This is a genomic window from Bradyrhizobium quebecense (genome assembly GCF_013373795.3).
In the GTDB taxonomy this organism is placed as follows: domain Bacteria; phylum Pseudomonadota; class Alphaproteobacteria; order Rhizobiales; family Xanthobacteraceae; genus Bradyrhizobium; species Bradyrhizobium quebecense.
The window spans coordinates 5,448,622-5,471,208 of sequence record NZ_CP088022.1 but is presented as its reverse complement, the minus strand read 5'-3'; the positions used below and the strand labels follow the sequence as shown (position 1 = coordinate 5,471,208).

Sequence of the window (22,587 nt, the reverse complement as noted above, 5' to 3'; positions counted from 1 at the left end):
TGGAACGGGCGCGGTCGCGCTGCGGAATTTGGCTGTTCCGGCGGTGCATCCGGGTGCCCCCGGCCCTCCGCCTCAGCCTGGCACACTGGCGTCCGTAATATCCCGGAAAACGGCCTCCGGCATTCGTCAGCCGTTTACTTTGTCTCACAACTTGTCGGATACACTAACCATCACTTAGGCCTCTCGCGGGCAATGTTCCCCGGCAGATTGAAGGGGGTGGCCCTGGGGCCTTCAGGGATCGTGCAGTCGAGCATCGGGCGTACATTCGCGGCGTTGAATGCCACCAACGAAGCGATCCTGTACGCGAAATCACCAGAAGAATTGTACGGAAAGGTCTGCGAAGCCGCGTTCTCGAGCGGGAGCTTCCTGGCTGCGACCGTCTTTTTGCTGGAGCCGGATACCGGTCGGCTGACATTCGCCGCCGGTTGCGGCGACGATGTCGCGCGTCTGCGCAGCATCAGCATCTCTACCCTCGCCAACATTCCGGAAGGGGAGGGCGTCGCCGGGCGGGCGTTCCGCGATCAGAGCGCCAGCGTCAGCAACGACTATGTCAACGACGCCCGTTCAGCGGCCTGGCGCAGCGGCCTCGCGGCGGCCGGCGTCGGTGCGGCGGCGGCGATGCCGCTGGTCTGCAACGGGCGCAGCGTCGGCGTCTTCATGGTGACCCGGCGCGAGGTCGACTCGCTCGGCGAGGAGATCGTGTCGCTATTGGAACGCATGGCGGCGAACGTGTCCTTTGCGCTCGACAATTTCAACCATGAGGCGTCGCGCAAGAGCGGCGAGCGGGCGATGCGCCGGCTCAACCGCATGTTCGGCGCCATCAGCGCAACCAACGAGGCGATCCTTCGCGCCAAGACCGAGCACGATCTCTATCAGCGGGTGTGCGACGCCGCGGTGTTCAGCGGAAAATCCTTCGCCACGGTGGTGCTGCTGGCCGAGCCCGACACGCACTGGCTCGAGCCCGTCGCCGGCACCGGCGAGGCGCTCGACCTGATCACGCAGACGCGGTTTTCGACCGACCCGGACAATCTCTACGGCAAGGGAATCTGCGGCGAGGCGTTCCGGACCAAACGACCGTGCATCGAGCACGACATTCCGATATCGGCGGGCGCCTCGCAGGCGCAAGCCGGCGAGAGCGGTCTGATGGCCTGCGTCGCGCTGCCGCTCACCCGGTTCGGCAGGAGCATCGGCGTCCTGATCTTCTTCATCGGCAATTCCTGGGCCCGCGACGAAGAGATCATCTCGCTGCTGGCGGGCATCGCCGAGAACGTCTCGGTTGCGCTCGACACGTTCGGCCGCGCCACCGAGAAGGCCAAGGCCGATGCCGAACGCGAGCGGCTGTCGCGGATGTTCGCGGCGCTGAGCGCGACCAACGAGGCGATCATGCGCGCGCGGTCGCGGCTCGAGATGTTCGAGCTCGTCTGCGCCGCGGCCGCGCATGGCGGTGGGTTCAACTCCACCAGCATCCTGATCGCAAAACCCGGCGACGATTTTCTGGAGATGATGGCGGTGGCGGGGCCGACCGCCGAGAATGCGCGCCGCCTCAACGTCTCGCGCAGCGAGGCGCGTCCCGAAGGGCGCGGCGTTTGCGGCAGGGCGTTCCGCTCCCGGCGCGCCTGCATCGACAACGATTTTCTCGGCGACGTCGCCAACAACCCGTTCCGCGATATCATCGACCGCGAGGATGCGCGATCGGGCGCGGCGTTTCCGTTGATCGTCGACGACGAGCCGGTCGGCGTGATGCTGTTCATCTCCGCCAAGCGCAACACCTTCTCGGCCGAGTTCGCCGAGCTGCTGCAGCGGCTCGCCGACAACGTCGCCTATGCGCTCGGCAGTTTCGATCGCGCCGACGAGAAGGCGCGCACCGAGGAGCAGAAGGAACGGCTGAGGCGGATGTTCGCGGCGTTGAGCGCGACCAACGAGGCGATCATGCGGGCGAAGTCCCGTGGCGAGCTGTTCGATCTGGTCTGCGATGCCGCGGCGGTCGGCGGTCAGTTCGTCTCGGCCACCATCAGGCTGGTGCGGCCGGGCGAGGCCTTTCTGGAGAACGTGGCTGCCTCCGGCCCCGATAAGGTACGGGCCCGCGAAGTCCAGTTGTCGGCCGACGCGACGCGTCCGGAGGGACAGACGCTGACCGGCGTTGCGATCCGCACCCGCAGACCCTGCATCAGCAACGATTATCTCAGCGACTTCGGCCCCGAGTCGCATGTCTATCCGGTCGTGCGCGACAGCGGCAGCAAGTCCGGCGCGGCCCTGCCGTTGCTCAAGAACGGCGAGGCGATTGGCGCGCTGGTGTTCCTCTCCGGCGAGTTCAACACCTTCAGCCCGGAGATGATGGCGCTGCTGCAGCGGCTCACCGAGAACGTGTCGTTTGCGCTGGCCAATTTCGACCGCGCCGACGAGAAGGCCCGGGCCGACGAGCAGAAGGAGCGGCTGTCGCGGATGTTCGCGGCGCTGAGCGCGACCAATGAGGCGATCATGCGGGCGAAGTCCCGCGCCGAGCTCTATCAACTGGTCTGCGAGGCGGCAGCGACCGGCGGCAAATTCACCTCGACCACCATCGCGCTGGCACAGCCCGGCAGCGACTATCTCCGCATTGTCGCGATCGCGGGCCCGGCTGCCAGCGGCGCGAGCCAGGTGACGCTCTCGAACAGCGAGGCGCACCCCGAGGGACGCGGCGCCTGCGGCAGAGCGTTCCGGTCGGGCAAGGCCTGCATCATCAACGACTATTTTGCCGATACCGGTACCGCGGCTTTCCATGAGCGCGCTCGCCTCGATGGAACGCAGTCCGGTGCCTCGTTTCCGCTGATCGTCAGCGGGGAGGTCGTCGGCGTCATGATCTTCGTGGCGATCGAGAAGGATACGTTCACGCCGGAATTCGCCGAGCTGCTGCAGCGGCTCGCCGACAATCTGGCGTTCGCGCTCGAAAGCTTCGATCGCGCCGACGAGAAGCACAAGGCCGACGAGCGCATCGAATACCTTGCCTCGCATGACGGCCTGACCAATCTGCCGAACCGCGAGACCTTCAACGAGATGCTGCGTCATGCGATCTCGGCGGCGGACCGCCATCGCCGGCAGCTCGCGGTGCTGTTCATCGATCTCGACCGCTTCAAGGTGATCAACGATTCGCTCGGCCACGACGCCGGCGACATGCTGCTGGTGGCGATCGCCGAGCGGCTGCGCGGTTCGTTGCGGGCGAGCGACGTGGTGGCGCGGCTCGGCGGCGACGAGTTCGTGGTCATCCTGGAGGACACCGCCGAACGTCACGACGTCGAGCGTATAGCCGGCGATCTCCTGGTCGCACTCAGCCAGCCGATGCAGCTCAGCGGGCACGAGTGCCACACCACGGCCTCGATCGGGATTGCGACCTATCCGACCGACGGCTCCGACGTGCAGACGCTCACCAAAAATGCCGACATGGCGATGTATCTTGCCAAGGAGGACGGCAAGAACGGTTTCCGCTTCTTCTCCCACGAGGTGAGGGCGCAGTCGATCGAGCGCCTGACGATGGAGAGCGCACTGCGCCGCGCGCTGGAGCGCGACCAGTTCTCGCTCGAGTATCAGCCCAAGGTCGACATGGCGAGCGGCCAGATCAGCGGCGTCGAAGCGCTGCTGCGCTGGACCCATCCCGAGCTCGGCAAGGTCTCGCCTGGGCAGTTCATTCCGCTCGCCGAGGAGATCGGGCTGATCGTGCCGATCGGCCGCTGGGTGCTGAAGGAAGCCTGCGCGCAGAACATGGCGTGGCAGCACCGCGGCCTCAAGGCGGTGACGATGGCGGTCAACCTCTCGCCGCGGCAGTTCGGCGATCCGAACCTGCTCGACGACATCGACGAGGCGCTGGCGGCGAGCGGCATGTCGCCGGCGCTGCTGCAGCTCGAGGTCACCGAGAGCATGGTGATGCGCAACGTGACGCGAGCGGTCCGCGTGCTCGACGCGATCCAGAACCGAGGCATTCGCCTTGCGATCGACGATTTCGGCACCGGCTATTCGTCGATGTCGTTGATGAAGCAGTTCCCGATCGACACGATCAAGATCGACCGCTCCTTCGTGCGCGATCTGCCCGATGATTCCGAGGACGTCGCGATTGCTCAGGCGATCATCAGCATGGGCAAGGCGCTCGGCATGACGATCGTGGCCGAGGGCGTCGAGACCTCCGAGCAGCACGAGTTCCTGCGCGCGCATGCCTGCGACGAGATGCAGGGCTTCCTGTTCAGCCGGCCGCTGCCGCCGCGCGATCTCGCCGAATTGTTGAAGACGTCGCCGGTGCTGACGTCGCCGCCGCTGCAGCCGTCGCTGGACGACGAGGCGATCGGTGAGGCCGGGCCGGATCTAGGGCGGAAACGCGCTGTCGTCTGACGGCTGCACGGGCAGGTCGCGGACGTCGGAATCGGTGGATGCGATCAAGCGCGAGAAATCATACGGCCAGGACGGTATCGCCTGGCCGGCCAAGGTCTGGCGCAGCGCCGCCGACGCCTCCGCAAAGCTCGCCCCGTCGGGCAGGCGGAACCGGCGGGACAAGGCGGCCGGCAACGGTTCGGTGGCATTGCGCATCTCGAATGCCGGTCCCCACCACCACGCCGGCGCCGGCGGCCGTTCCGCTTCGGCAATGGCGCGCCATCGCGCGAACTCGTCGGCGATGCGGGCAAGTTGCAGCTTGGCGGCGGGATGCATCGGAAGCCCTTCGTTGGGCCGTGATGATAGCATCGCCCCCACTTCGCGCAACGCGGCTACTTCTGTTCCACCTCGGTGGCGGTGGCCGGGCCTTCGCCCATGATCAGCAGCACGGCGTCTTCGTCCTTGGCGCCGTCCCAGTGCACCTGCTTGCCGAAATGGGTGACGAAGCTTCCCGCCGGCATCGCCACGGTGCCGTGATCGGGATCGAATTTCGGGCCCGAGCCGACCCACCAGGTGCCCTTCAGCACCACGATGTACCGGTCGTTGGGATGGAAGTGCGGACGGCTGAAGTGATTGCCCTTGGTCCACTTGGTGTAGACCATGTAGAAGCCGGGCTTCGAGGGATCGCCGACCACCACGGCATTCTGCGCGCCGCGCGCGTCGACCGGGCTCCAGCGAATCTGGTCCGGCAACTTGTAGGTGACGGCGGCCGGATTGAGCTCGGCCGCGGAGCTGACGCTCAGCGTACCGGCAAGGGCCAGCGGTATCATCAGGTATCGCCAGGACCGGTTCGACGCCGTCATCGTGTTCTCCCAGGTCAGTTCGTTCGGGCGACTGCCGCGCCCGTATCTCGCATGATGCTAATCGCTCTCGCTTGCGCCGGACAAGACGCGCTCGTGCATGTCTGCTCTCAAGATTGCGGCATCGGGCCGACACAACGCGGTTGCAATATGAAAAACGCATTTACGACGCTGCAGACGATGATAGGTTGCGCGCCAACCAAAAGACGGGAGGATAACCTTGAAGAAGCATCTGTCGATACTGGCGGCGGGACTCGTGATCGGTGCGGCCCCGCTGCAATTTTCCACCGCCGCATCGGGCGATGACGGTTGGGTCACGCTGCTCGACAGCTCCAGGAAGGGCGACTGGGACGAGGTCGGCAAGGCCAATTGGGCGATGAAGGACGGCGCGCTGGTCGCCGACAAGCTCGACGGCAAGGATCTCTCCTATCTCGTCAGCAAGACCCAATACAAGGATTTCCAGATCCGGGCGGAGTTCTGGACCGACGAGGACGCCAACAGCGGCGTCTTCATCCGCTGCGAAGGCAACAAGATGATCGACTCCAAGGTCTGCTACGAGGTCAACATCTTCGACAAGCGGCCCGATCCGACCTACGGCACCGGCGCGATCGTCGACGTCGGCAAGGTCGATCCGATGCCGAAGGCGGCCGGCAAGTGGAACGTCTACGAGATCACGGCGCAGGGGCCGCATTTCGTCGTGACGCTGAACGGCCAGAAAACCGTCGACGCGCAGGATTCCAAGCACGCCAGCGGCTACATCGCGCTTCAGTATGGTTCCGGCGTGGTCAAGTTCCGCAAGGTGCAGATCAAGCCGCTCTGACAACGCAGGCCGAAGAGAGCCCGGTCGCGCCGCGGCCGGGCTTGATCGCGTGTCATGTGCTATCCGCCGGAGGCCTTTAGATCGTCGCCTTGCGTGCGCAAATGATGACCGATCACGAGCCCGGTCAGGCACAGCAACAGCCCGAGCGCCGGCGGCGCAAACAGCGCCTCTTCCTGGAAGATGCCGTTCACCAGCACGACCATCGTGCCGAACGCAGCGAGTCCCTGGATGAGAATTCCGGACGAGGCGTAGAGGCGCCAGGCCTTCAGCGCCACCGCAAAGAAGAAGCCAAGCGGCACCACTGCGCCGATCCCCATTTGGTAGAGCAAGACGCCGACGGCGCTCTCCACCGCGCCGTCCATCGTGCCGGCCGCTTGCGCGGCGTTCCAGTCGATCAAGAAGTAGCCTTCAGAGAGATTGCCACCGACGCCGAGGCCACGACCGATCGGGTTGTGCAGGAATCCGTCCCAGCCGCCCATGAAGCCGATCACGTGAAAGTCGCCGATCTGGAGCCCGATGTAGATCGCCACGATGGCGTACAGCACGAGTCCGACCAGCGCGACGGCAAGGGTGATGGTAGCGCCGAGCAGCCAGGTCGCCGTCCAGGCCAGGGCCACGAAGATGACCAGGATGAGCGCGCCTTTCACGCTGCAGAGGATCAGCAGCGGGATCGCGACCAGCGCCAGCCAGCGATATCCGACCGCGAACAGGAACAGGATGGAGAAGGCGATCCCGTAGCCGAAGCTGATCGGGCTCATATTCGGTCCGAAGATGCGCAAAATCGACGACAGTCCGAGATCCTCGAACAACGGGCTGTTGAGAAAGCTGAAGCGGAAGCGGTCGATCAGATCGACCGGGACATTGCCGGTTTGGCGCATTTCGGCTTCCCAGGCTCCGGAGCGGGTCGCCTTGAGTTCGTCGAAGTGCCAGAACGTGTAGCCGTTGGTGATTTCGAGCCAGAAATCGCGAAACAGCAATTCGACATAGCCGCAAACGATCAGCAGCGTGGCGACGGTCACCAGGAACGGCGTGATGCGGATCTCGAAGGTCGCGGCCGTCAGCAGCGAGAGCTGAAACAGAAACAGCGGAAACGCGATGTTGCGCAGATAGACGAGGGCCGCATGCGCGTCCTGCGTGGCGCCGAGCAGGAAATAGGCTCCCACGACCGCGAGGGTCATCAGCCCCCAATTCATGATCCGGTCGATCTCGGGTGAATGCTTGCGCTCGCGCAGCATGTACAGCGCCAGCGTGACCAGCCACATGACCGCGCAGATCAGGAAATTGTAGCCCTTGACGAAATCCATCTCCTGCTCGGTCGTGATGTAGGACGACAGGATCGAGACGAACAGATTCTGGAAGAAGATGATGAAGACGGCGATCGACGGCGCATAGGCGGGCGCCGCGAGCACGATGGCGCAGCCGATCAGGCCTTCGACGACGATCGCGAGCCCTGCATTGGCCGCCTGCATGATCGGCGCGAAAGCGATCGATGCCACGGCGATGCCGAGCGCAGGAACGAGGTCGCCGGCCAACAGCGGCCGCGGGGCTATGTCTGCTCGCACAGGCTTTGACCTAAATGACCGGATGGGTGGCGTGCCACACCCGCATCGTCGATCTAGCCGCGCATTGTGTAAGAACCGGTTAACCAGATGGGTCAGCGGGTTCCGAGCAGCGCCCTCAACACGTCGCGATCGGCCTTGCCGGTGACGACGTCGGCCAGGCCGAAGCCCTGCGACATCTCCCAATGGGTCCAGCCCCAGCACTGCTGCCGGGCGTAGGCCGTGACGCCGGCGAGCCAGCGCAACCGGCTGTCGCGCGGTGCGCCGGCCTTGAGCACCCCGAACTCATTGATGATGATTGGACGGGAATATTGCCGCTGCCAGGCAGCCGCGGGCTCGAGCCATTTATCGATGCCGCGGTCGGGGATGGCGCGGTCGACCATCGCAAGCGCCTTGGGCCTGTCCAGCGCGGTCAGCTGCTCCCGCAACTGTTGAACCTTCGGATCGTCGGCGCGGATCGGATACGGCAGTCCGACGACGTCGTGAAGCGGCTCGCTCCGATCCCAATGGGCCTGATGGGTGAACACCATCGGATCGTAGAAGTGGATGGCATAGACGACATTCGGATCGTCGAGCGGCGCGAAGCCCGGCAGCGAGTCCGCACGCTGCCAATTGACCGGACCCGTGATCAGCGTGGTCTGCGGCAGCAATTGGCGAATGAAACCGGCCAGTTCCCGGACCTCGCCTTGCCACTGCGCGGCGTCGACCTCCGGCTCGTTCAGCAGTTCCGCAAAGACCCGATCGGAGGGATAGCGCTGCATGACCCGCGCGAGCGCGGTCCAGGCGCTCTTCATTTCAGCCATCGCGCCGGGCGGATCGTCCTTGTGCAGCGCGTTGAAGTGCTGACCCGAATGCAGGTCGATCGACACGGCATAGCCGAGTGCGAGCAGGGTCTTCAGCGCGGCATCGACGGTTTGCAGCCGGCTGTCGATCTCCGCTTTCGTGGCGAAGCGCGGCATGACGAAGTCGGCAGGCACCGGCAGCCGGATGTGGGTCAGGCCGGCCTTGCGCAGTTCGAGCAGCAGGCCGCGCGGCGGCGCCGACCGCGGATCGACAATCCAGCCGTCGGCGTTGACACCGCGCGACAAGGCCTTGATCCGGTCCGCCGGGACGCCTTCGATCAGGGCAGGGCAGGCCCGCGCGGCGACGGACAGCAGAATGGATGCGGCGGCGATGATGGCGGGGATCGACGATAGCCGGGCCATTGGATGATCAACTCGTGATCGGTGTTGCAGCAGCGACGCAGAACGCGGCGCGGCTGGCGCGTCGCTCACGCATACTGCCTGTCGAGTTGCCGACTGGCGACAGTCAGCTGGAGTTCGTTGAGAACGACGCCATTCGTGTTGAATCAAGATAACGTTGCGTCGTCGCAGCCGGGCGAACAGCAGTGCAAACAAGGGCCGCGCGATCACGCGCTTCCAGGCCACGATCGGGAAGTTGCAGACCACGCTCTCGGCGCTGCCGACTGCTCGCCAGATCTCGCCGATCCGGCCGTCGGTCTGGGCCAGGGTTAACGCCGCGCCAGCGCCGGGCTCGAGCTTGTCGATCGTCTCCTGCAGCAGGCGGGTGAATTGCCCGACGCCGCAGTGCATCCGCGGCCCGGCGCCGAGAAACAGCGCGCGATATCGGGGTGGTTCAGTCATTCAGTGCTGTCGGCCACGGCGGCCGGCTCCGGAAACGTCGCGGTTAGCCATATCAGCGAGACATTAGCTTTGCGTAACCCCGCGCGCATACGCGACGGCACCGTTCTTGCCAATCCCTGCCCAAGAGCTGCCAGCTCGTCCCGGAACGGGACATCGGATGAAGCGAAACGGCGCAGCCGGGAGCGCGACGATGACGACGGGCAAGATCTTTGCGAATTGGGATGACAACCATTCCAGGCTCTGGAGCCATCGGCCGATCCGGCTCGAGCACACCATGCACAAGCAGCCGGCGTTCTCGATGGACGATCTCGCCAAGCTGATCGAGCACTATCCGCGCGAGCATTGCAGCCTGGTCAAGACCGGCGCCAAGGGATCGAGCCGGGTCTGGCGCGAGGGCGAGATCGGCAGGCTGCGCGGCCATCAGGTGATCGAGGCGATTTCGCGCGGCGGCCTGTGGCTGAACCTGCGCAACGTCACCGCGATCGATCGCCGCTACCGCGACATGATCGAGCGGATGTTCGGCGAGATCGCAGCCAAGGTTCCCGGTTTCGATGCGCCGACCCATCAGGCCGGCATCCTGATTTCGTCGCCCGATGCACAGGTCTATTACCACGCCGATCTGCCGGGGCAGGGCTTGATCCAGATCGCCGGCCGCAAGCGGGTCTACATCTATCCCAGCACGCAGCCGTTCATCCGGCCTGAGCATCTCGAGAACATCGCGCTGTTCGACGTCGAGGTCGATATCCCCTATGAGCCCTGGTACGACTGGCATGCGCAGGTGATCGATCTCGAACCCGGCCAGATGCTGAACTGGCCGCTCAATGCGCCGCACCGCGTCGAGAACCTCGATACCGTCAACATCTCGATGACGATCTCCTATGTGAACGACGACATCCGCCGCGCCCAGATCCTGCATCTCGCCAACGGCATGCTGCGTCATCGCTTCGGCTACACGCCGCGCAGCCGCAGCATCCGCGGCCCGACTTTCTTCGCCAAGCAGGTGATGCAGAAGCTTCTGCGCGACGGCAAATGGGTGAAGCGCGAACGCGCCGTTCGGCGCGCGATCGACTTCCGCCTCGACGAGAGCGATCTCGGCAAGATCGTCGACCTGCCCAAGGCGGCGTTGGAGGCGGCCTAAGCAGGCTTGCCGGGTGCAGGTGCTGGAATGACGGTCTTGACGACAGCGGTTGAGAAATTCGGGGTGCGGGTCGCTTCCTATGCGGTCGGCTATCGCGTCGAATTGGTTTCCGATTGGGCATATGCCGCCGTCCGCTGGGGGACCTTCGAGCCGCTTACCGCGTTCCAGCATCCGCAATGGTATGCGTCATGGTACCGCGCCTTCGCGTCGACCGACGGTGTCGAGCCGCTGATCGCTGTCGTCAGCGATGCCGCGACCGGCGAGCGGGCGGCACTGTTGCCGCTGATCTGTCACCGGCAAGGCAGCCTCCGCATGGTCGAATTCGCCGACCTCAACCTCACCGACTTCAACGCGCCGATCCTCGGCCCCGCCGCACCGCGTGACGACGTCGCTGCATGGCAGTTTTGGCGTGATTTGCAGGCCGCGCTGCGCAAAGCGCCCGGCGGAGCCGATCTGATCCGTTTTCGCAAGATGCCGGTCAAGCTCGCGACGCGATCCAATCCGCTGGCGCTGCTCGATGGCATCGGACCGTCGGTCGTCAACGGCAATCTGCTGACTATCGGTGACGACCACGCCTGGCGCTACGAGCTGAGCCGGAAGGTTCGCAAGGAATTGGGACGGAGCTGGCGCGTGTTCCCACGCGAGCCGTCCGCGGCGTTCAGGGTCGCCACAGATACCGGCGAGGCGCTGGACCTTCTGTCCACCACGGAAATGCAGCAGGGCGCCCGGCTGAACGGCCTCGGGCTCAACTACGTGCTCGACAATGCGGACTGCACCGCCTTCTATCGCGACCTCGTGCGCGAAGGCACCGCGCGCGGCTATGCGGTGCGGCTATGCGGTGATGACCGCACTTGCGACCCATGACGAGGTGGTGGCGACGCTGCTCGGCGTCCGCACCGGCTCGCGCTACGTCATGATCCGCATCAGCAATGCGGGCGAGAAATGGTCGGCCTGTTCGCCGGGCCGGCTGATCATCGATCGCACCATCGAAGCGCTGCACAAGGACGGTGTGCGGGAGTTCGATTTCTCGATCGGCAATTACAGCTACAAGCGGCGGTTCGGACCGCAGCGCACGCCGCTGGTCGATCTCAGCGCACCCTTGAGCTGGCGCGGACAGCCGTACGCGCTGCGCCACCGAGCCGTGCTGGCGCTGCGTCATTATCCGGAACTCACCGCGCGGCTGAAACAGGCGCTCGGCAAGGCGACACCCTCGCGCGAAGACGACTGAGCCGTTTATACGGCGCGCCGGCGTCAGACCCCTCTGACCACACCCGGCTGGCCCGGTGCGCATTCCAGCGCAGCACGGTCCCAGTTGGCGTTGATGGCCGCGGCCTCATAGCTCGATTGCAGGAATTCGAGCAGCGCCATATCCGGGTCCGCAGCCATCCGCACCGCGTCGTAGGGCAGGATGAATTCGCCGAGGGTCTCGCTGAAGAATGCCGCGTCGGGTCGCACCGGCGTGCTGCGATAGCCCGCGGGTTCCGGATAGGCGTAGGAATAGAATGCGGGATAGTCGATGGCGCCGCCGCCCGGCCAGAAGCCGGCGCTGCTGACCTCGTGCGAATAGGCCTCGTGCGCCACCTCGTCGGGCAAATGGGGCACGCCGCCGGGGTGCCGCGGTGCCGTCCTGCCTGAGAAGCGCGTCACCGCGAGATCGAAGCTGCCCCAGAAAAAATGCACCGGGCTCGCCTTGCCGAGAAAGCCGGTCCGGAATTGCTTGAACACGCGATCGCAGTTCACGAGAATCTGGTGAAACCGGCGCACGGCATCCGCGTCGTACGAGGCATGCTGCGCATCCTGCGAAAACGGGATCGGGTCGGCGACTTCGTTCGGTATCTCGTCGATGGCGACGTCGATTCCGAGCTCCTTCAGATGGGTCATGATCGCCGCGTAGAAGCTCGCGACCGATTGACTGGCCAGCGCGAATTGCCGTTCGGCACCGTCGCTGGTCGAGATGCGGAGCACGTGATCGATGAAATCGAAGTCGATTTGAAACGTGCGGTCGCCATCGGGGATCGGCGAGGTCGTCAGCCCGCGCGCCGTGACATAGAGCGTGACGTGCCAGGAGTGGTTGAGCCAGGGCGATTTCGTCAGCCGGATCTTGCCGGCGATCTGGGTGAAGAGCTGGAGCGTGGCACAGCTGTCGCGCCACGCCGCCGTCGGCAGTTCCGGCCAGCGGGTCTTCCGTGTGTTGGTCATGGCAAACCTCAGGGCTGCGCCGACAAGGAGCCTTGCGGCATACCACGAAAATAGTCCCGATGACCTCGGGAACTGTTGCAGTGGAGAGGGCGGCAATCGTCACTGAGCGCCGCCCTGTCGCGCACGTATCCAGCCGGACGTGAAACCCGGCCGCGCAGGTTAGCCGTGCAGTTTCCTGGCGGCTTCCGCGATCGCGCGGCCCTGATAGCGGGCGCCGGCGAGTTCGTTCTCGCTGGGCTGGCGGCTGCCGTCGCCGCCGGTGATCGTCGTGGCGCCGTACGGTGCGCCGCCGGTGACTTCGTCGAGCTTCATCTGTCCGGCGAAGCCGTAGTTCAGGCCGATCACCGTCATGCCGAAATGCAAGAGGTTGGTGATGATCGAGAACAGCGTGGTTTCCTGGCCGCCATGCTGGGTCGCGCTCGAGGTGAAGGCGCCGCCGACCTTGCCGTTCAGCGCGCCCCGGGCCCAGAGCCCGCCGGCCTGGTCGAGGAAGTTGGCCATCTGCGAAGCCATGCGGCCGAAGCGGGTGCCGGTGCCGACGATGATGGCATCGTAATTGGGGAGGTCGTCGATCTTGGCGATCGGCGCGGGCTGGTCAAGCTTGTAGTACGAGGCTTTCGCGACTTCGGCCGGCACGAGCTCGGGCACGCGCTTGATATCGACGGTGGCGCCGGCTTCGCGCGCGCCTTCCGCGACGGCATTGGCCATCGCTTCGATGTGACCGTAGGCGGAGTAATAGAGGACGAGAACCTTGGCCATGATGGCCTCCTTTGGGGGTTGAGGTGGGGGAGTTGGTTTTGGGGCCGTCATTGCCGGGCTTGACCCGGCAATCCATCAGACGAAAGCTTTTTGCGAAGCTCGATGGATGCCCGGGCTTCTGCTTGAAGACGCGCTTCGCGCTTTTGCCCGGGCATGACGAGTGGAGGTCTTGACTACGCCGCGTCGACGAGCACGAGCTCGGCGTCCTCGAGCGCGGTGATCTTCAGCTTGGCTTCATCGCGGATCGCGGCACCGTCGCGCGCATTGACGCGAACGCCGTTGACCTCGATGCTGCCGGCCGCCGGCACCAGATAGAGGTGGCGGGCCTTGTCGGCGGCGTATTCCGCGCTCTCGCCGGCCCTCAGCGTGGTGGCGAGCACCCGCGCATCGGCGCGGATCGGCAGCGCGTCGTTGTCGCCGGCGATGCCGGAGGCGATGGTGACGAGCTTGCCCGAGCGGTCCGCCTTCGGGAACGGCTTCGAGCCCCAGGTCGGGTGACCGCCCTTCGTCGTCGGCTCGATCCAGATCTGGAAGATCTTGGTCTTGGACGGTTCCAGATTGTACTCGGAGTGACGGATGCCGCTGCCGGCGCTCATCACCTGCACGTCGCCGGCTTCGGTGCGTCCCTTGTTGCCGAGCGAGTCCTGATGCGTGATCGCGCCTTCGCGAACATAGGTGATGATCTCCATGTTGGCATGCGGATGCGCCGGGAAGCCGGAGTTCGGCGCGATCTCGTCGTCGTTCCACACCCGCAGCGCGCCGTGGCTGACATTGGCGGGATCGTAGTAGCTCGCGAACGAGAAGTGGTGCTTGGCCTTCAGCCAGCCATGGTCCGCACCGCCGAGCTCTGCGAATGGTCTGAGTTCGATCATGGTGATTTCCCCTTGATTTAGATGTTGCACGGTCGCCGGGCCTCTACGCCCGGCGTTGATTGCGATCAGGCGCCGAAGCCGCCGTCGACGTTGAGCACGGTGCCGGTCACGAAGGAGGCTTCCGGGCTTGCCAGGAACACGACGCCCGCCGCGACTTCCTCCGGGCGGCCGAAGCGCTGCAGCGCGTGCTGCAAGCGTTGCGTCTCGGCAAACTCGCCGCCGTCCCTCGGGTTCATGTCGGTGTCGATCGAGCCCGGCTGCACCACGTTGACGGTGATGCCGCGCGGTCCGAGGTCGCGCGCCGCACCCTTGGTGTAGCCGACGACGGCCGCCTTGCTGGCGACGTAGTCGGCAAGCCCCGGGAACGAGGCGCGATCGGCGAGCATCGAACCGACGGTGACGATGCGGCCGCCTTCACCCATCAGCTTCGAGGCGGTGCGGATCGCGGTGATGACGCCGTCGACGTTGATGGCCTCCTGGCGGGCGAGTGTCGCGGTGTCGGCCTTCGGATCGTCGACGGCACCGCCGGATGCGACGCCGGCGTTGTTGACGAGGATGTCGAGCCGGCCAAAATCCTTGGCGACGGTCTTCACCAGCTGATCGACATCGGATGACGAGGCCTGGTCGGCCTTGTAGGCGCGGGCATTGACGCCCTTGCCCTTCAACTCGGCGACGACGGCTTCCGCCTTTTCGGGAGACGCGACGTAGCTGATCGCGACGCTGGCACCTTCCGCGGCGAGTGCGCGGGCGCTGGCCGCGCCGATGCCGCGTGAACCGCCCGTGACGAGTGCAACCTTGCCCGAGAGCTTCTTGGTCATTGGATTTCTCCACCGATTGAAATTGACGGCACTTGGATATGCCTCCGGCTGTGGTATAGAAATAGAAACTATCGAAACTCATTGTTTCCAAATTGAGCGATCAGGACAACGGCCCATGTCGAAACTGCCGGACTTCGAGGCGCTCGCGATCTTCGCAAAAGTCGTGGAATTACGGTCGTTTGCGGCGGCGGCGACCGAGCTCTCGCTGTCCAAGGCGACGGTCTCGAAGGCGGTCAGCCGGCTGGAGGAGCGGCTCGGCGCGCGGCTGTTCAACCGCACCTCGCGGCGGCTGGCGCTGACCGATGCCGGTCAGAAATTGTCGGAGCGCGCCGCGCGGCTGCTGGCCGACGGCGAGGCCGCCGAAAGCGAGGCGCTGGCGCAATCGACCACGCCGCGTGGCCTGGTGCGGCTCGCCGTGCCGATGAGTTTCGGCATCAAGACCGTGGCGCCGCTGCTGCCGGAATTCATGGAGGCCTATCCGGAGGTCGCGATCGATCTGCATCTGAGCGACGCCACGGTCGATCTGATCGGCGAAGGCTTTGATGCCGGCCTGCGCATCGCGCGGCTGCCGGATTCCTCACTGATCGCGCGGCGGCTGTGCGGCATGCCGCGCTATACGGTGGCGGCGCCGTCCTATCTGAAGCGCCACGGCCGGCCGACCCATCCGATGCATCTCGCCGAGCACAAATGCTTCGGCTACGCCTATCTCTCGACCCAAGGCGTCTGGCACTACACCAATGCGTCGGGCGAACGGGCGAGCGTGCGTCCCGCCGGCCAATTGCGGGTCAACAATGGCGAGGCCGTGATGCCCGCGCTGCTCGCCGGCCTCGGCATCGCCGATTTGCCCGACTTCATCGTCGGCGAGGCGATCGCGCGCGGCGAGGTCGAAGTGATCCTGAAAGGCTGGAAGCAGCCCGAAGGCTCCGTGCATCTCGTCACCCCGCCCGGCGGCCCGCGCCCCGCCCGTGTCGAGGTGCTGGCGGATTTCCTCGCCAGCCATTTCGCCAAAGGCCGCGCCCAGCGGAAATAGATAGCCGCGCTCACCGAAATAGGAGAGGCCCACACGCAGGCCGACGGCCGTGCGACCCGTCACATTCGTGTCATCCCTTTTAAATTGTATAAGTTGTGTGAACTAACCCATGATCGTGGGCCGCCGCGATCGTCTATTTCTGCGTCCTGAACCTGTTGCCGCAACGCGCATTTTCGGAGGAACCAGATGATTGATCTGACCAAGCACGATTTCACGTCATTGTCGGTGAAGGATCTGCTCGATGCCCGCGAGGCCTATCACGTGCATCTGGCCCATCTGCAGTCGGTCTACGCCACGGCGATCGGCCGCTATCTGATCCGGGACAGCGACCGCAACGCGACCGAACCATTTCGCCGACATGGACAAGCCAGGCAAGGACGGCAAGACGCTGCTGGATCTTTGCGCCGAGTCGACGCGCAACGTCGATCCGAAAGTCTGGAACGACTATTACGAAGGGATCGGCGAGGACCGCCGCGGCGCGTTGCCGTTTCGGGTCTGGCAGATCTTCGACCAGATGGTCGAATATGCCGCCGCCAACAAGAAGCTGGAATTCGTCTGTGCCGCGGGGATCGTCGAGCATTACATCGGCGATGCCTGCCAGCCGCTTGCACATCTCGCAATTCCACCATGGCCTAGATCCGAACGACAAGGCGCACGCCAAGGTGCACAGCGTGTACGAGACCACGATGATCGGCCGTCACGGCAAGGATCTCATCAAGATGATCCCCGACGCCCGGACCAGCGACGTCGCGGAGATCGTTGCAGGCGGCACGCCGACCGGGCGCGATGCTGCGGTCGCCGTGGTCGCGCTGATGCAGCGAACCGTGAAGCGGCTGCCGCCGATGACGATCGTCAACCTGTTCAACTCCCACATGGGAAGCGGCCAGGTCGATGTGATGTGGTCGAAGCTGAAGGACGCCACCGCGGCCTGCATGCAGGACGGCGCCAAGACGCTTGCCCGGGTCTGGGAAGCGGCCTGGCGCGCCGGTGCGGGCGAGGACCGCGGGCAGGGCGGCAAGTTCGATCAGAACAGTTTGAGCAAGCTCTACAACGATCCGAGCTTCCTTCCTGCATATCCGCTCCAGCAGCTCACACTCGATGCGGACGACCACATCGTTCCCGTTGGGGGAGGTGGAGCACGTCGTCGGAGCGCGTCGACGGTACGGCGCGCGCGCCCGCAAGCCGCGAAGAAGGCGGCGAAGAAGGCAGCCAAGAGTTCGGCGAGGAAAGCGGTCAAGAAGGCCGTGGCACGCAAGCGTCCGGCAGCAGCCGCGCCCGTCCGCCGCGCAGCCGCAAGCAAGAAGACCGCGACCAAGCGCGGCGCGGCCAGGAAGCGGTCGGTTGGAAAGACGCGCAAGGCGGCGCGCAAGCACTAAAGCATACCGAGACTAGGTCGACCGCGACGGCACTGCGCTCCCTCTCCCCGCACGCGGGGCGAGCTGAAGCGCATCGGCTGCGACACGCGGGAGCTCCAGATAAGCGTCCCGCTCCTGCATCATGCGGACGGGAACTTGGGCTCATTGGCCTTCACATTTTGTTGTCTGCGCGAACGATCCTTGGCCGCATTCATTTGCCATTTTTGAAGCAAGTCGCCGCGCGGAACCCGTGCGCGCGGATGAAATCGAACTCAACGAACCGAACTCAACGAACAAGGGCACTGGGCATGCAGACGGAGCGGATTGTCCTGAGCTTAGCGATCGCGATCGGCGGCCTTGGCGCCGCGGCGCCTGCGTTGTCGCAGGAGTATCGCGGCACCTGGGAACAGCAGATGGCGTGCACGCCTGACGTGATGCGGCTGTGCAGCGATCAGATTCCCGACACCAACCGGATCGTCGCCTGCCTGCGGCAGAACACGGCGCTGCTTGGCAGTTCCTGCCGTGCGGTGTTCGAGTCGAATGCGCAACAACAGGCACAAACGCAGGGGCGTGCACCGCAGCCGCAGACGATGCAGCGGCCGCGCGCGCAGCAGATGCAGCCGGCCCCGGTTGCGCCGCCGCGGCCCGACGATGATGAGGATTAGTGTCTAGAGCGTTTTCGAGCGAAGTGGACACCGGTTCGCGTGAAGAAAACGCGTCAAAACAAGATTCTCGAGCTTCGGTTCTGATTCAATCAGACCCGAAGCTCTACGCACTGACTTCTGTCTGAGACCTGACTTCGCAGACGTCGACCCATTTGGCCGCGGTCAGCTCGGCCATCCGGTCGGGCGTGATGCGCACCGCGCTGTGGGTCGAGCCTGCGGCCGGCACCACGACGTCGAATGCCTTCAGCGACACATCGCAATACACCGGCAGCGGCGTCTTCAGGCCGAACGGGCAGACGCCGCCGACTTCGTGGCCGGTGATGTCGGCAACCTCGTCGAGGCCGAGCATCTTCGGCTTGCCGCCGAAGGTTGCCTTCACCTTCTTGTTGTCCATCCGCGACGTGCCGGCGGCGACGATCAGCACGACGCGATCGCCGACCCGCAGGCTCAGCGTCTTGGCGATCCGTGCCGGCTCGACGCCATAGGCCTCTGCGGCCAGCGCGACGGTCGCAGAGCTCACAGCGGATTCGATCACGGAGATATCTGGCGCCTTCTCGGCGAAGAAGGCGCGGACGGAGGCGAGACTCATGACGTTCAGGACCTTGCTAGTCAGGATCTGGCAGACACCAGGGCGGGAAGCTCGGAGAGGCCGTGGATCCGGTGATCGGGCACGACGCCGAGCTCGTCCATCTGGGTACGCAGGGCCTTGAACATCGTCAATGGGGCGACCGTCTCGCTCTCAACGCAGACGAGCGCCATCGCCTCCGGCGTCACCCGCTCGATCCAGGCGACATTGAGTCCAAACGCCTTGGCGCCGCAGGCGTCCCACGGATTGGAGGAGATGAACAGCACCTCCGCGGGCGGCACGTTCAGCACCTCCTCGATCAGCGTGTAGGCCTCGGGCGCCGGCTTGAACACCTTGTGGGCATCGACGCTGATGGTCGCATCGAGCAGGCGGTCGAGCCCCGAATTGCGCACCAGCGCGTTCAGCATGTCAGGGCTGCCGTTGGAGAGGATCGCGAGCTTCTTGTCTTTCATCGCCTCGAGCGCGGCGACGGCATCCGGATACAGCGCAAGATGCTGATACTTGTCGATGATGCGCCCAAAGGTCGCTTCGTCATATTGCAGGCCAAGGCAGCGCAGCGTGTAGGCGAGGGAATCGCGGGTCGCTGTGGCGAAATCCTGGTAGCGCCGCATCAGCGTGCGCAGCCAGGAGTATTCGAGCTGCTTGATGCGCCAGACCTGGGTGATGATGTCACCATAGCCGGGGAATGCATCCTCGGTGATTTCGGCCACCGACTGGACATCGTAGAGCGTGCCATAGGCGTCGAAGACGATTGCTTTGATTGTCATCGTGGTCTCTCTTGCCCGCCGATCGTCGCATACAGGAATTTCCTGAGTGCGTCGATGGACTGATCCCGAGCCTGCTCGTTGAATTCGAGGTGATGACTGAGCAGCCGCCCCGGTGTGCGATATTGCGGCACGTCAAAATCGTGATGGGCGCCGGGATAGACGATCAGCTCGATCGGATAACCAAGGCCCTGCTGCCGCGAGATGCCGTCATCGTCGCGGCCTTCCGCCAGGTTCCGGCACTCTTGCGCCGGCGTCCAGTCGTCGAGTTCGCCGACCATGATCAGGGTCGGCACGGTCATGTTGCCCTTGATGCCGAGGCAGCGCGGATAGAAGGCGACGGCGGCGCGAAATTTTTCCGTCGCGTTGACCTCGATCGCGCCATGCTCGACAGAGAACAATGCGAGCCATCCGCCTTGCGAAAAGCCGATCACCGCAATGCGTGTCGGATCGACCATGGATTGTCGGCTCAGGAAGCTCAGCGCGCGGTAGGCGTCGTGAACCGTTGCGGCAGGGACATCGCCGGTGCAGGTGTTGCTGATGCCACGCGGGCCGAACCGGTCCACGGTGAGCGTGACATAGCCCCAGGCCGCGAGCCGTTTGCCCCAGCGCTCGTCGAGTTCTCGCCACTGCCCGCTGCAGCCATGCAGCAACACCACGGCGGGCAGGAGACCCGGTCGCTCCGGCCGCCGCAACAGGCCCTGCAGTGGCTGCGCGTTGTTGAGCGGGCTTTCGAACTCGACCAGCACAGAGGGCGCTTCGGCTGCTGCCGCAGGCTTGCCGTCCGCGCTCCCGACCAGGAGCACGGCGAGGAGGGTGGCAAGTCCGGCCCGGTTCGTCATCGGCCGCCCCGCAAGCGTGCGGCCGACGATACTCCCTTAGATCCCCAAAATCTTGCGCGCGTTGGCCTTCAGGACCTTTGGCCGGATCTCCTCGCGGATATCGAGCTTGGCGAAGTCGGCGAGCCAGCGGTCCGGCGTGATGACCGGCCAGTCCGAGCCGAACAGCATCTTGTCCTGCAAAATCGAGTTGATGTAGCGCACCAGGATCGGCGGGAAATATTTCGGCGACCAGCCGGACAGGTCGATATAGACATTCGGCTTGTGGGTCGCGACCGACAGCGCCTCTTCCTGCCAGGGGAAGGAGGGATGCGCGAGGATGATCTTGAGGTCGGGAAAATCGGCCGCGACATCGTCCATGTACATCGGGTTGGAGTATTTCAGCCGCATCCCCATGCCGCCCGGCATGCCCGAGCCGACGCCGGTCTGGCCGGTATGGAACAGCGCGATCGCGCCGCCCTCGTTGATCGCCTCATAGAGCGGATAGGCCATGCGGTCGTTGGCGTAGAAGCCCTGCATGGTCGGATGGAATTTGAAGCCGCGCACGCCGTAGTCCTCGATCAGCTTGCGCGCCTCGCGGACGCCGAGCTTGCCCTTGTGCGGGTCGATCGAGACGAACGGGATCAGAACGTCGAGATGGTCGGAGGCGATCTCCAGCATCTCCTCATTCTTGTACCGGCGGAAACCGGTCTCACGTTCGGCGTCGACCGGGAAGATCACCGCGGCGATGTTCTTGGCGCGGTAATAGGCCGCGGTCTCCGGCACGGTCGGCGGATGCTTGTGCGGCGACTTGAAATAGTCGGCCATCTGCGCCTGGAAATCGTCATAGCCGTCGTCGCCATGCATGCCGCACGGCTCCTCGGCATGGGTGTGGATGTCGATCGCTGTGACCTTTTCGATGTCGGGCAGTTTGAGCTTGGGCATCCGGCTTCCTCGGCGGCGTGTTTGTTGGTGATGGAAAATAATTATATGATATAACAATTTTCGCAAGCGGTCTGAGTTGATGGGACGCGATGGCGAAGCGGGCTCGGTTCGGCCGCGAAGTGGTCCTTGGGTGGGCGCGAGCACTGCGTGCGAGCACGATTCGCTGGCCATGAATCCACCGTCAGGGCGCCGCGACGGGATCGGGGCTTGGCGCTGGATATCGCGACGGTCGCCGTTTCTGATGTGATCTCAATGGCGTGGCAGGGTGAGCGACACCGGTTCCGGGCCGCGATATGGCCGAAAATCGGCCCATCTCGGTTGACATTCAACGGTCCGATGGCTTAGAACCCGGCCGTCCCGCGCGGTCGGCCGCTTGTCGGGATAATCCCATTTTGCCATCCATTGGCATTAATCAGGTACGGCCTCCAACACGGGCCTTTCGAAGTAACAGGATTGTCCCATGAAGGTCCGTAACTCGCTGAAGTCGCTGCGCGGCCGCCATCGCAACAACCGTCTGGTCCGCCGCAAGGGCCGCGTCTACGTGATCAACAAGGTCCAGCGCCGCTTCAAGGCGCGCCAGGGTTGATCCGGCGCGGGTCGGCCGATTGCGCCGATCCCAACACATCTCTTTCACAGGTCTTTGACGCCGTGCTGCTTTGCAGCGCGGCGTTGTGCGTCTAGACTTCGGTCCATGGGATTCAACTTCCTTGGACCTGGCAACCGCCGGCCGGCGATCCTGATCGCCGCGCTGCTTGCCGTGCCGGTCTTGGCCATGCCTGTCGCCGCCGCCGCGCAGGACGATCCGCGGGTGGTCCCGCCGCCGAAGGCCCAGAAGAAACTGCCCGAGGCCCCGACCAAGTTGCCGAAGGTTCCGGCCGACCGTACCCGCGGGCTGGATTTCCTGTTCGGCGCCCTGAAGGCTGCGCCCGATGAGGACAGCGCCCGCCACGTCGAGGCGCGGATCTGGGCGCTGTGGCTGCAAACCCCGAGCGATACCGCGGCGCTCTTGATGGTGCGCGCCAAGGCTGCGCTCGATGCGCAGAATATCGATGTGGCGCTGAAGCTTCTCGACGCAGTGATCAAGCTCCGGCCCGACTATGTCGAGGCCTGGAACCGGCGCGCGACGATCTATTATCTCAAGAACGACTACGTCCGTTCGCTGGGAGACCTGCAGCAGGTGTTGACCCATGAGCCCCGCCATTTCGGCGCGCTGGCGGGTGTCGGCATGATCATGCAGGACATGGGCGACGACAAGCGCGCGCTGGACGCCTTCCGCAAGGCGCTGGCTGTCGATCCCTATCTCGAGAAGGTGCCGCAGATCGTCAAGCAGCTGACCGAGAAGGTCGAAGGCCGCGACATCTGATTGCGTGCGATTGACGCGAGGGGACACGTTGCGCGCGAGCTTGATGCTTGCTCGCGAT

Annotated in this window: 23 protein-coding genes; 11 read left to right on the top strand and 12 right to left on the bottom strand. The window is 64.8% G+C overall.

Features of this window, described 5'->3' with window-relative positions:
* Positions 1-240: 240 nt before the first annotated feature.
* The gene (locus HU230_RS26395; protein ID WP_176529202.1) at positions 241-4,356 is read left to right on the top strand and encodes a bifunctional diguanylate cyclase/phosphodiesterase; all 4,116 of its coding nucleotides are present in this window, start codon (positions 241-243) and stop codon (positions 4,354-4,356) included.
* Here the strand turns inward: HU230_RS26395 and HU230_RS26390 are convergent.
* A complete protein-coding gene (locus HU230_RS26390) occupies positions 4,330-4,704 on the bottom strand; it encodes a hypothetical protein (RefSeq protein ID WP_224943590.1) in 375 nt (124 codons plus the stop codon). The two genes, HU230_RS26395 and HU230_RS26390, sit on opposite strands and share 27 nt — an antisense overlap.
* Positions 4,705-4,727: 23 nt before the next feature.
* Complete coding sequence (locus HU230_RS26385) at positions 4,728-5,198, bottom strand: cupin domain-containing protein (RefSeq protein WP_224943584.1); 471 nt, start codon at positions 5,196-5,198, stop codon at positions 4,728-4,730.
* A gap of 217 nt (positions 5,199-5,415) precedes the next feature.
* On the opposite strand from HU230_RS26385, the gene HU230_RS26380 reads away from it, so the two are divergent.
* Positions 5,416-6,015: a 3-keto-disaccharide hydrolase gene (locus HU230_RS26380; RefSeq protein ID WP_176529203.1), complete on the top strand. Its 600-nt coding sequence runs from the start codon at positions 5,416-5,418 to the stop codon at positions 6,013-6,015.
* A 59-nt stretch (positions 6,016-6,074) separates the two neighbouring features.
* On the opposite strand, the gene HU230_RS26375 is transcribed toward HU230_RS26380, so the two are convergent.
* Both HU230_RS26375 and HU230_RS26370 read right to left on the bottom strand, forming a co-directional pair.
* Complete coding sequence (locus HU230_RS26375; protein WP_224943582.1) at positions 6,075-7,577, bottom strand: hypothetical protein; 1,503 nt, start codon at positions 7,575-7,577, stop codon at positions 6,075-6,077.
* Positions 7,578-7,669: 92 nt separating this feature from the next.
* Positions 7,670-9,217, bottom strand: a complete 1,548-nt coding sequence (locus tag HU230_RS26370) for a glycoside hydrolase family 5 protein (protein ID WP_224943580.1) — start codon at positions 9,215-9,217, stop codon at positions 7,670-7,672.
* 190 nt (positions 9,218-9,407) lie between these two features.
* Here HU230_RS26370 and HU230_RS26365 point away from each other — a divergent pair, with 190 nt between their 5' ends.
* Genes HU230_RS26365 through HU230_RS26355 form a run of 3 tightly spaced genes read left to right on the top strand, consistent with a single transcriptional unit; the run spans position 9,408 to position 11,583 of the window.
* Positions 9,408-10,355: a cupin-like domain-containing protein gene (locus HU230_RS26365; protein WP_176529204.1), complete on the top strand. Its 948-nt coding sequence runs from the start codon at positions 9,408-9,410 to the stop codon at positions 10,353-10,355.
* Positions 10,356-10,391: 36 nt separating this feature from the next.
* Positions 10,392-11,219, top strand: coding sequence for a GNAT family N-acetyltransferase (locus HU230_RS26360; protein WP_176529205.1), 828 nt, complete (start codon positions 10,392-10,394; stop codon positions 11,217-11,219).
* Positions 11,197-11,583 (top strand): GNAT family N-acetyltransferase, encoded by a 387-nt coding sequence (locus tag HU230_RS26355; RefSeq protein WP_176529206.1) that lies wholly within the window; start codon positions 11,197-11,199, stop codon positions 11,581-11,583. The genes HU230_RS26360 and HU230_RS26355 overlap by 23 nt, the downstream gene beginning before the upstream one ends.
* 23 nt (positions 11,584-11,606) lie before the next feature.
* Here HU230_RS26355 and HU230_RS26350 read toward each other — a convergent pair whose 3' ends face one another.
* The 4 genes from HU230_RS26350 to HU230_RS26335 all read right to left on the bottom strand — a co-directional run bounded on the left by HU230_RS26350 (position 11,607) and on the right by HU230_RS26335 (position 15,003).
* Positions 11,607-12,554 (bottom strand): DUF5996 family protein, encoded by a 948-nt coding sequence (locus HU230_RS26350; RefSeq protein WP_176529207.1) that lies wholly within the window; start codon positions 12,552-12,554, stop codon positions 11,607-11,609.
* Positions 12,555-12,713: 159 nt separating this feature from the next.
* Positions 12,714-13,313 (bottom strand): NAD(P)H:quinone oxidoreductase, encoded by a 600-nt coding sequence (gene wrbA / locus HU230_RS26345; protein ID WP_176529208.1) that lies wholly within the window; start codon positions 13,311-13,313, stop codon positions 12,714-12,716.
* Between the two features lie 173 nt (positions 13,314-13,486).
* Positions 13,487-14,185, bottom strand: coding sequence for a pirin family protein (locus HU230_RS26340; RefSeq protein WP_176529209.1), 699 nt, complete (start codon positions 14,183-14,185; stop codon positions 13,487-13,489).
* A gap of 65 nt (positions 14,186-14,250) precedes the next feature.
* Positions 14,251-15,003 carry an SDR family NAD(P)-dependent oxidoreductase gene (locus HU230_RS26335; protein ID WP_176529210.1) on the bottom strand — a complete coding sequence of 251 codons (753 nt, stop codon included), beginning with the start codon at positions 15,001-15,003 and terminating at the stop codon, positions 14,251-14,253.
* 115 nt (positions 15,004-15,118) lie between these two features.
* On the opposite strand from HU230_RS26335, the gene HU230_RS26330 reads away from it, so the two are divergent.
* The 4 genes from HU230_RS26330 (at position 15,119) to HU230_RS26315 (ending at position 18,053) form a co-directional block, all read left to right on the top strand.
* The gene (locus tag HU230_RS26330; protein WP_176529211.1) at positions 15,119-16,033 is read left to right on the top strand and encodes a LysR family transcriptional regulator; all 915 of its coding nucleotides are present in this window, start codon (positions 15,119-15,121) and stop codon (positions 16,031-16,033) included.
* Positions 16,034-16,219: 186 nt separating this feature from the next.
* The gene (locus HU230_RS26325; RefSeq protein WP_176529212.1) at positions 16,220-16,669 is read left to right on the top strand and encodes a hypothetical protein; all 450 of its coding nucleotides are present in this window, start codon (positions 16,220-16,222) and stop codon (positions 16,667-16,669) included.
* A complete protein-coding gene (locus HU230_RS26320; protein WP_176529213.1) occupies positions 16,624-17,409 on the top strand; it encodes a hypothetical protein in 786 nt (261 codons plus the stop codon). Before HU230_RS26325 ends, HU230_RS26320 begins: the two co-directional genes overlap by 46 nt.
* Before the next feature lie 287 nt (positions 17,410-17,696).
* Positions 17,697-18,053 (top strand): hypothetical protein, encoded by a 357-nt coding sequence (locus HU230_RS26315; protein WP_176529214.1) that lies wholly within the window; start codon positions 17,697-17,699, stop codon positions 18,051-18,053.
* A 103-nt stretch (positions 18,054-18,156) separates the two neighbouring features.
* Here HU230_RS26315 and HU230_RS26310 read toward each other — a convergent pair whose 3' ends face one another.
* Genes HU230_RS26310 through HU230_RS26295 form a run of 4 tightly spaced genes read right to left on the bottom strand, consistent with a single transcriptional unit; the run spans position 18,157 to position 21,166 of the window.
* Positions 18,157-18,642 (bottom strand): YbaK/EbsC family protein, encoded by a 486-nt coding sequence (locus tag HU230_RS26310; RefSeq protein WP_176529215.1) that lies wholly within the window; start codon positions 18,640-18,642, stop codon positions 18,157-18,159.
* Positions 18,643-18,662: 20 nt separating this feature from the next.
* Positions 18,663-19,406 carry a haloacid dehalogenase type II gene (locus HU230_RS26305; protein WP_176529216.1) on the bottom strand — a complete coding sequence of 248 codons (744 nt, stop codon included), beginning with the start codon at positions 19,404-19,406 and terminating at the stop codon, positions 18,663-18,665.
* Positions 19,403-20,245, bottom strand: a complete 843-nt coding sequence (locus HU230_RS26300; protein WP_176529217.1) for a dienelactone hydrolase family protein — start codon at positions 20,243-20,245, stop codon at positions 19,403-19,405. Before HU230_RS26300 ends, HU230_RS26305 begins: the two co-directional genes overlap by 4 nt.
* 36 nt (positions 20,246-20,281) lie before the next feature.
* Entirely contained in the window at positions 20,282-21,166 is an 885-nt protein-coding gene (locus tag HU230_RS26295) for an amidohydrolase family protein (RefSeq protein WP_097671664.1), read from the bottom strand.
* Between the two features lie 460 nt (positions 21,167-21,626).
* Between HU230_RS26295 and ykgO the strand changes: the two genes are divergently transcribed.
* Both ykgO and HU230_RS26285 read left to right on the top strand, forming a co-directional pair.
* Positions 21,627-21,752 (top strand): type B 50S ribosomal protein L36, encoded by a 126-nt coding sequence (ykgO, locus tag HU230_RS26290; protein ID WP_002718645.1) that lies wholly within the window; start codon positions 21,627-21,629, stop codon positions 21,750-21,752.
* A gap of 105 nt (positions 21,753-21,857) precedes the next feature.
* A complete protein-coding gene (locus HU230_RS26285; RefSeq protein ID WP_176529218.1) occupies positions 21,858-22,529 on the top strand; it encodes a tetratricopeptide repeat protein in 672 nt (223 codons plus the stop codon).
* Positions 22,530-22,587 lie beyond the last annotated feature (58 nt).

Coding starts and splice junctions, on each gene's coding strand:
- HU230_RS26320 (WP_176529213.1), top strand. CDS start 16,624: ATGCCTGCCAGCCGCTTGCACATCTCGCAATTCCACCATGGCCTAGAT.
- HU230_RS26325 (WP_176529212.1), top strand. CDS start 16,220: ATGATTGATCTGACCAAGCACGATTTCACGTCATTGTCGGTGAAGGAT.
- HU230_RS26335 (WP_176529210.1), bottom strand. CDS start 15,003: ATGACCAAGAAGCTCTCGGGCAAGGTTGCACTCGTCACGGGCGGTTCA.
- HU230_RS26285 (WP_176529218.1), top strand. CDS start 21,858: ATGGGATTCAACTTCCTTGGACCTGGCAACCGCCGGCCGGCGATCCTG.
- HU230_RS26370 (WP_224943580.1), bottom strand. CDS start 9,217: ATGACTGAACCACCCCGATATCGCGCGCTGTTTCTCGGCGCCGGGCCG.
- HU230_RS26355 (WP_176529206.1), top strand. CDS start 11,197: ATGACCGCACTTGCGACCCATGACGAGGTGGTGGCGACGCTGCTCGGC.
- HU230_RS26365 (WP_176529204.1), top strand. CDS start 9,408: ATGACGACGGGCAAGATCTTTGCGAATTGGGATGACAACCATTCCAGG.
- HU230_RS26295 (WP_097671664.1), bottom strand. CDS start 21,166: ATGCCCAAGCTCAAACTGCCCGACATCGAAAAGGTCACAGCGATCGAC.
- HU230_RS26305 (WP_176529216.1), bottom strand. CDS start 19,406: ATGACAATCAAAGCAATCGTCTTCGACGCCTATGGCACGCTCTACGAT.
- HU230_RS26340 (WP_176529209.1), bottom strand. CDS start 14,185: ATGATCGAACTCAGACCATTCGCAGAGCTCGGCGGTGCGGACCATGGC.
- HU230_RS26310 (WP_176529215.1), bottom strand. CDS start 18,642: ATGAGTCTCGCCTCCGTCCGCGCCTTCTTCGCCGAGAAGGCGCCAGAT.
- HU230_RS26385 (WP_224943584.1), bottom strand. CDS start 5,198: ATGACGGCGTCGAACCGGTCCTGGCGATACCTGATGATACCGCTGGCC.
- HU230_RS26350 (WP_176529207.1), bottom strand. CDS start 12,554: ATGACCAACACACGGAAGACCCGCTGGCCGGAACTGCCGACGGCGGCG.
- wrbA (WP_176529208.1), bottom strand. CDS start 13,313: ATGGCCAAGGTTCTCGTCCTCTATTACTCCGCCTACGGTCACATCGAA.
- HU230_RS26315 (WP_176529214.1), top strand. CDS start 17,697: ATGCAGACGGAGCGGATTGTCCTGAGCTTAGCGATCGCGATCGGCGGC.
- HU230_RS26300 (WP_176529217.1), bottom strand. CDS start 20,245: ATGACGAACCGGGCCGGACTTGCCACCCTCCTCGCCGTGCTCCTGGTC.
- HU230_RS26330 (WP_176529211.1), top strand. CDS start 15,119: ATGTCGAAACTGCCGGACTTCGAGGCGCTCGCGATCTTCGCAAAAGTC.
- ykgO (WP_002718645.1), top strand. CDS start 21,627: ATGAAGGTCCGTAACTCGCTGAAGTCGCTGCGCGGCCGCCATCGCAAC.
- HU230_RS26390 (WP_224943590.1), bottom strand. CDS start 4,704: ATGCTATCATCACGGCCCAACGAAGGGCTTCCGATGCATCCCGCCGCC.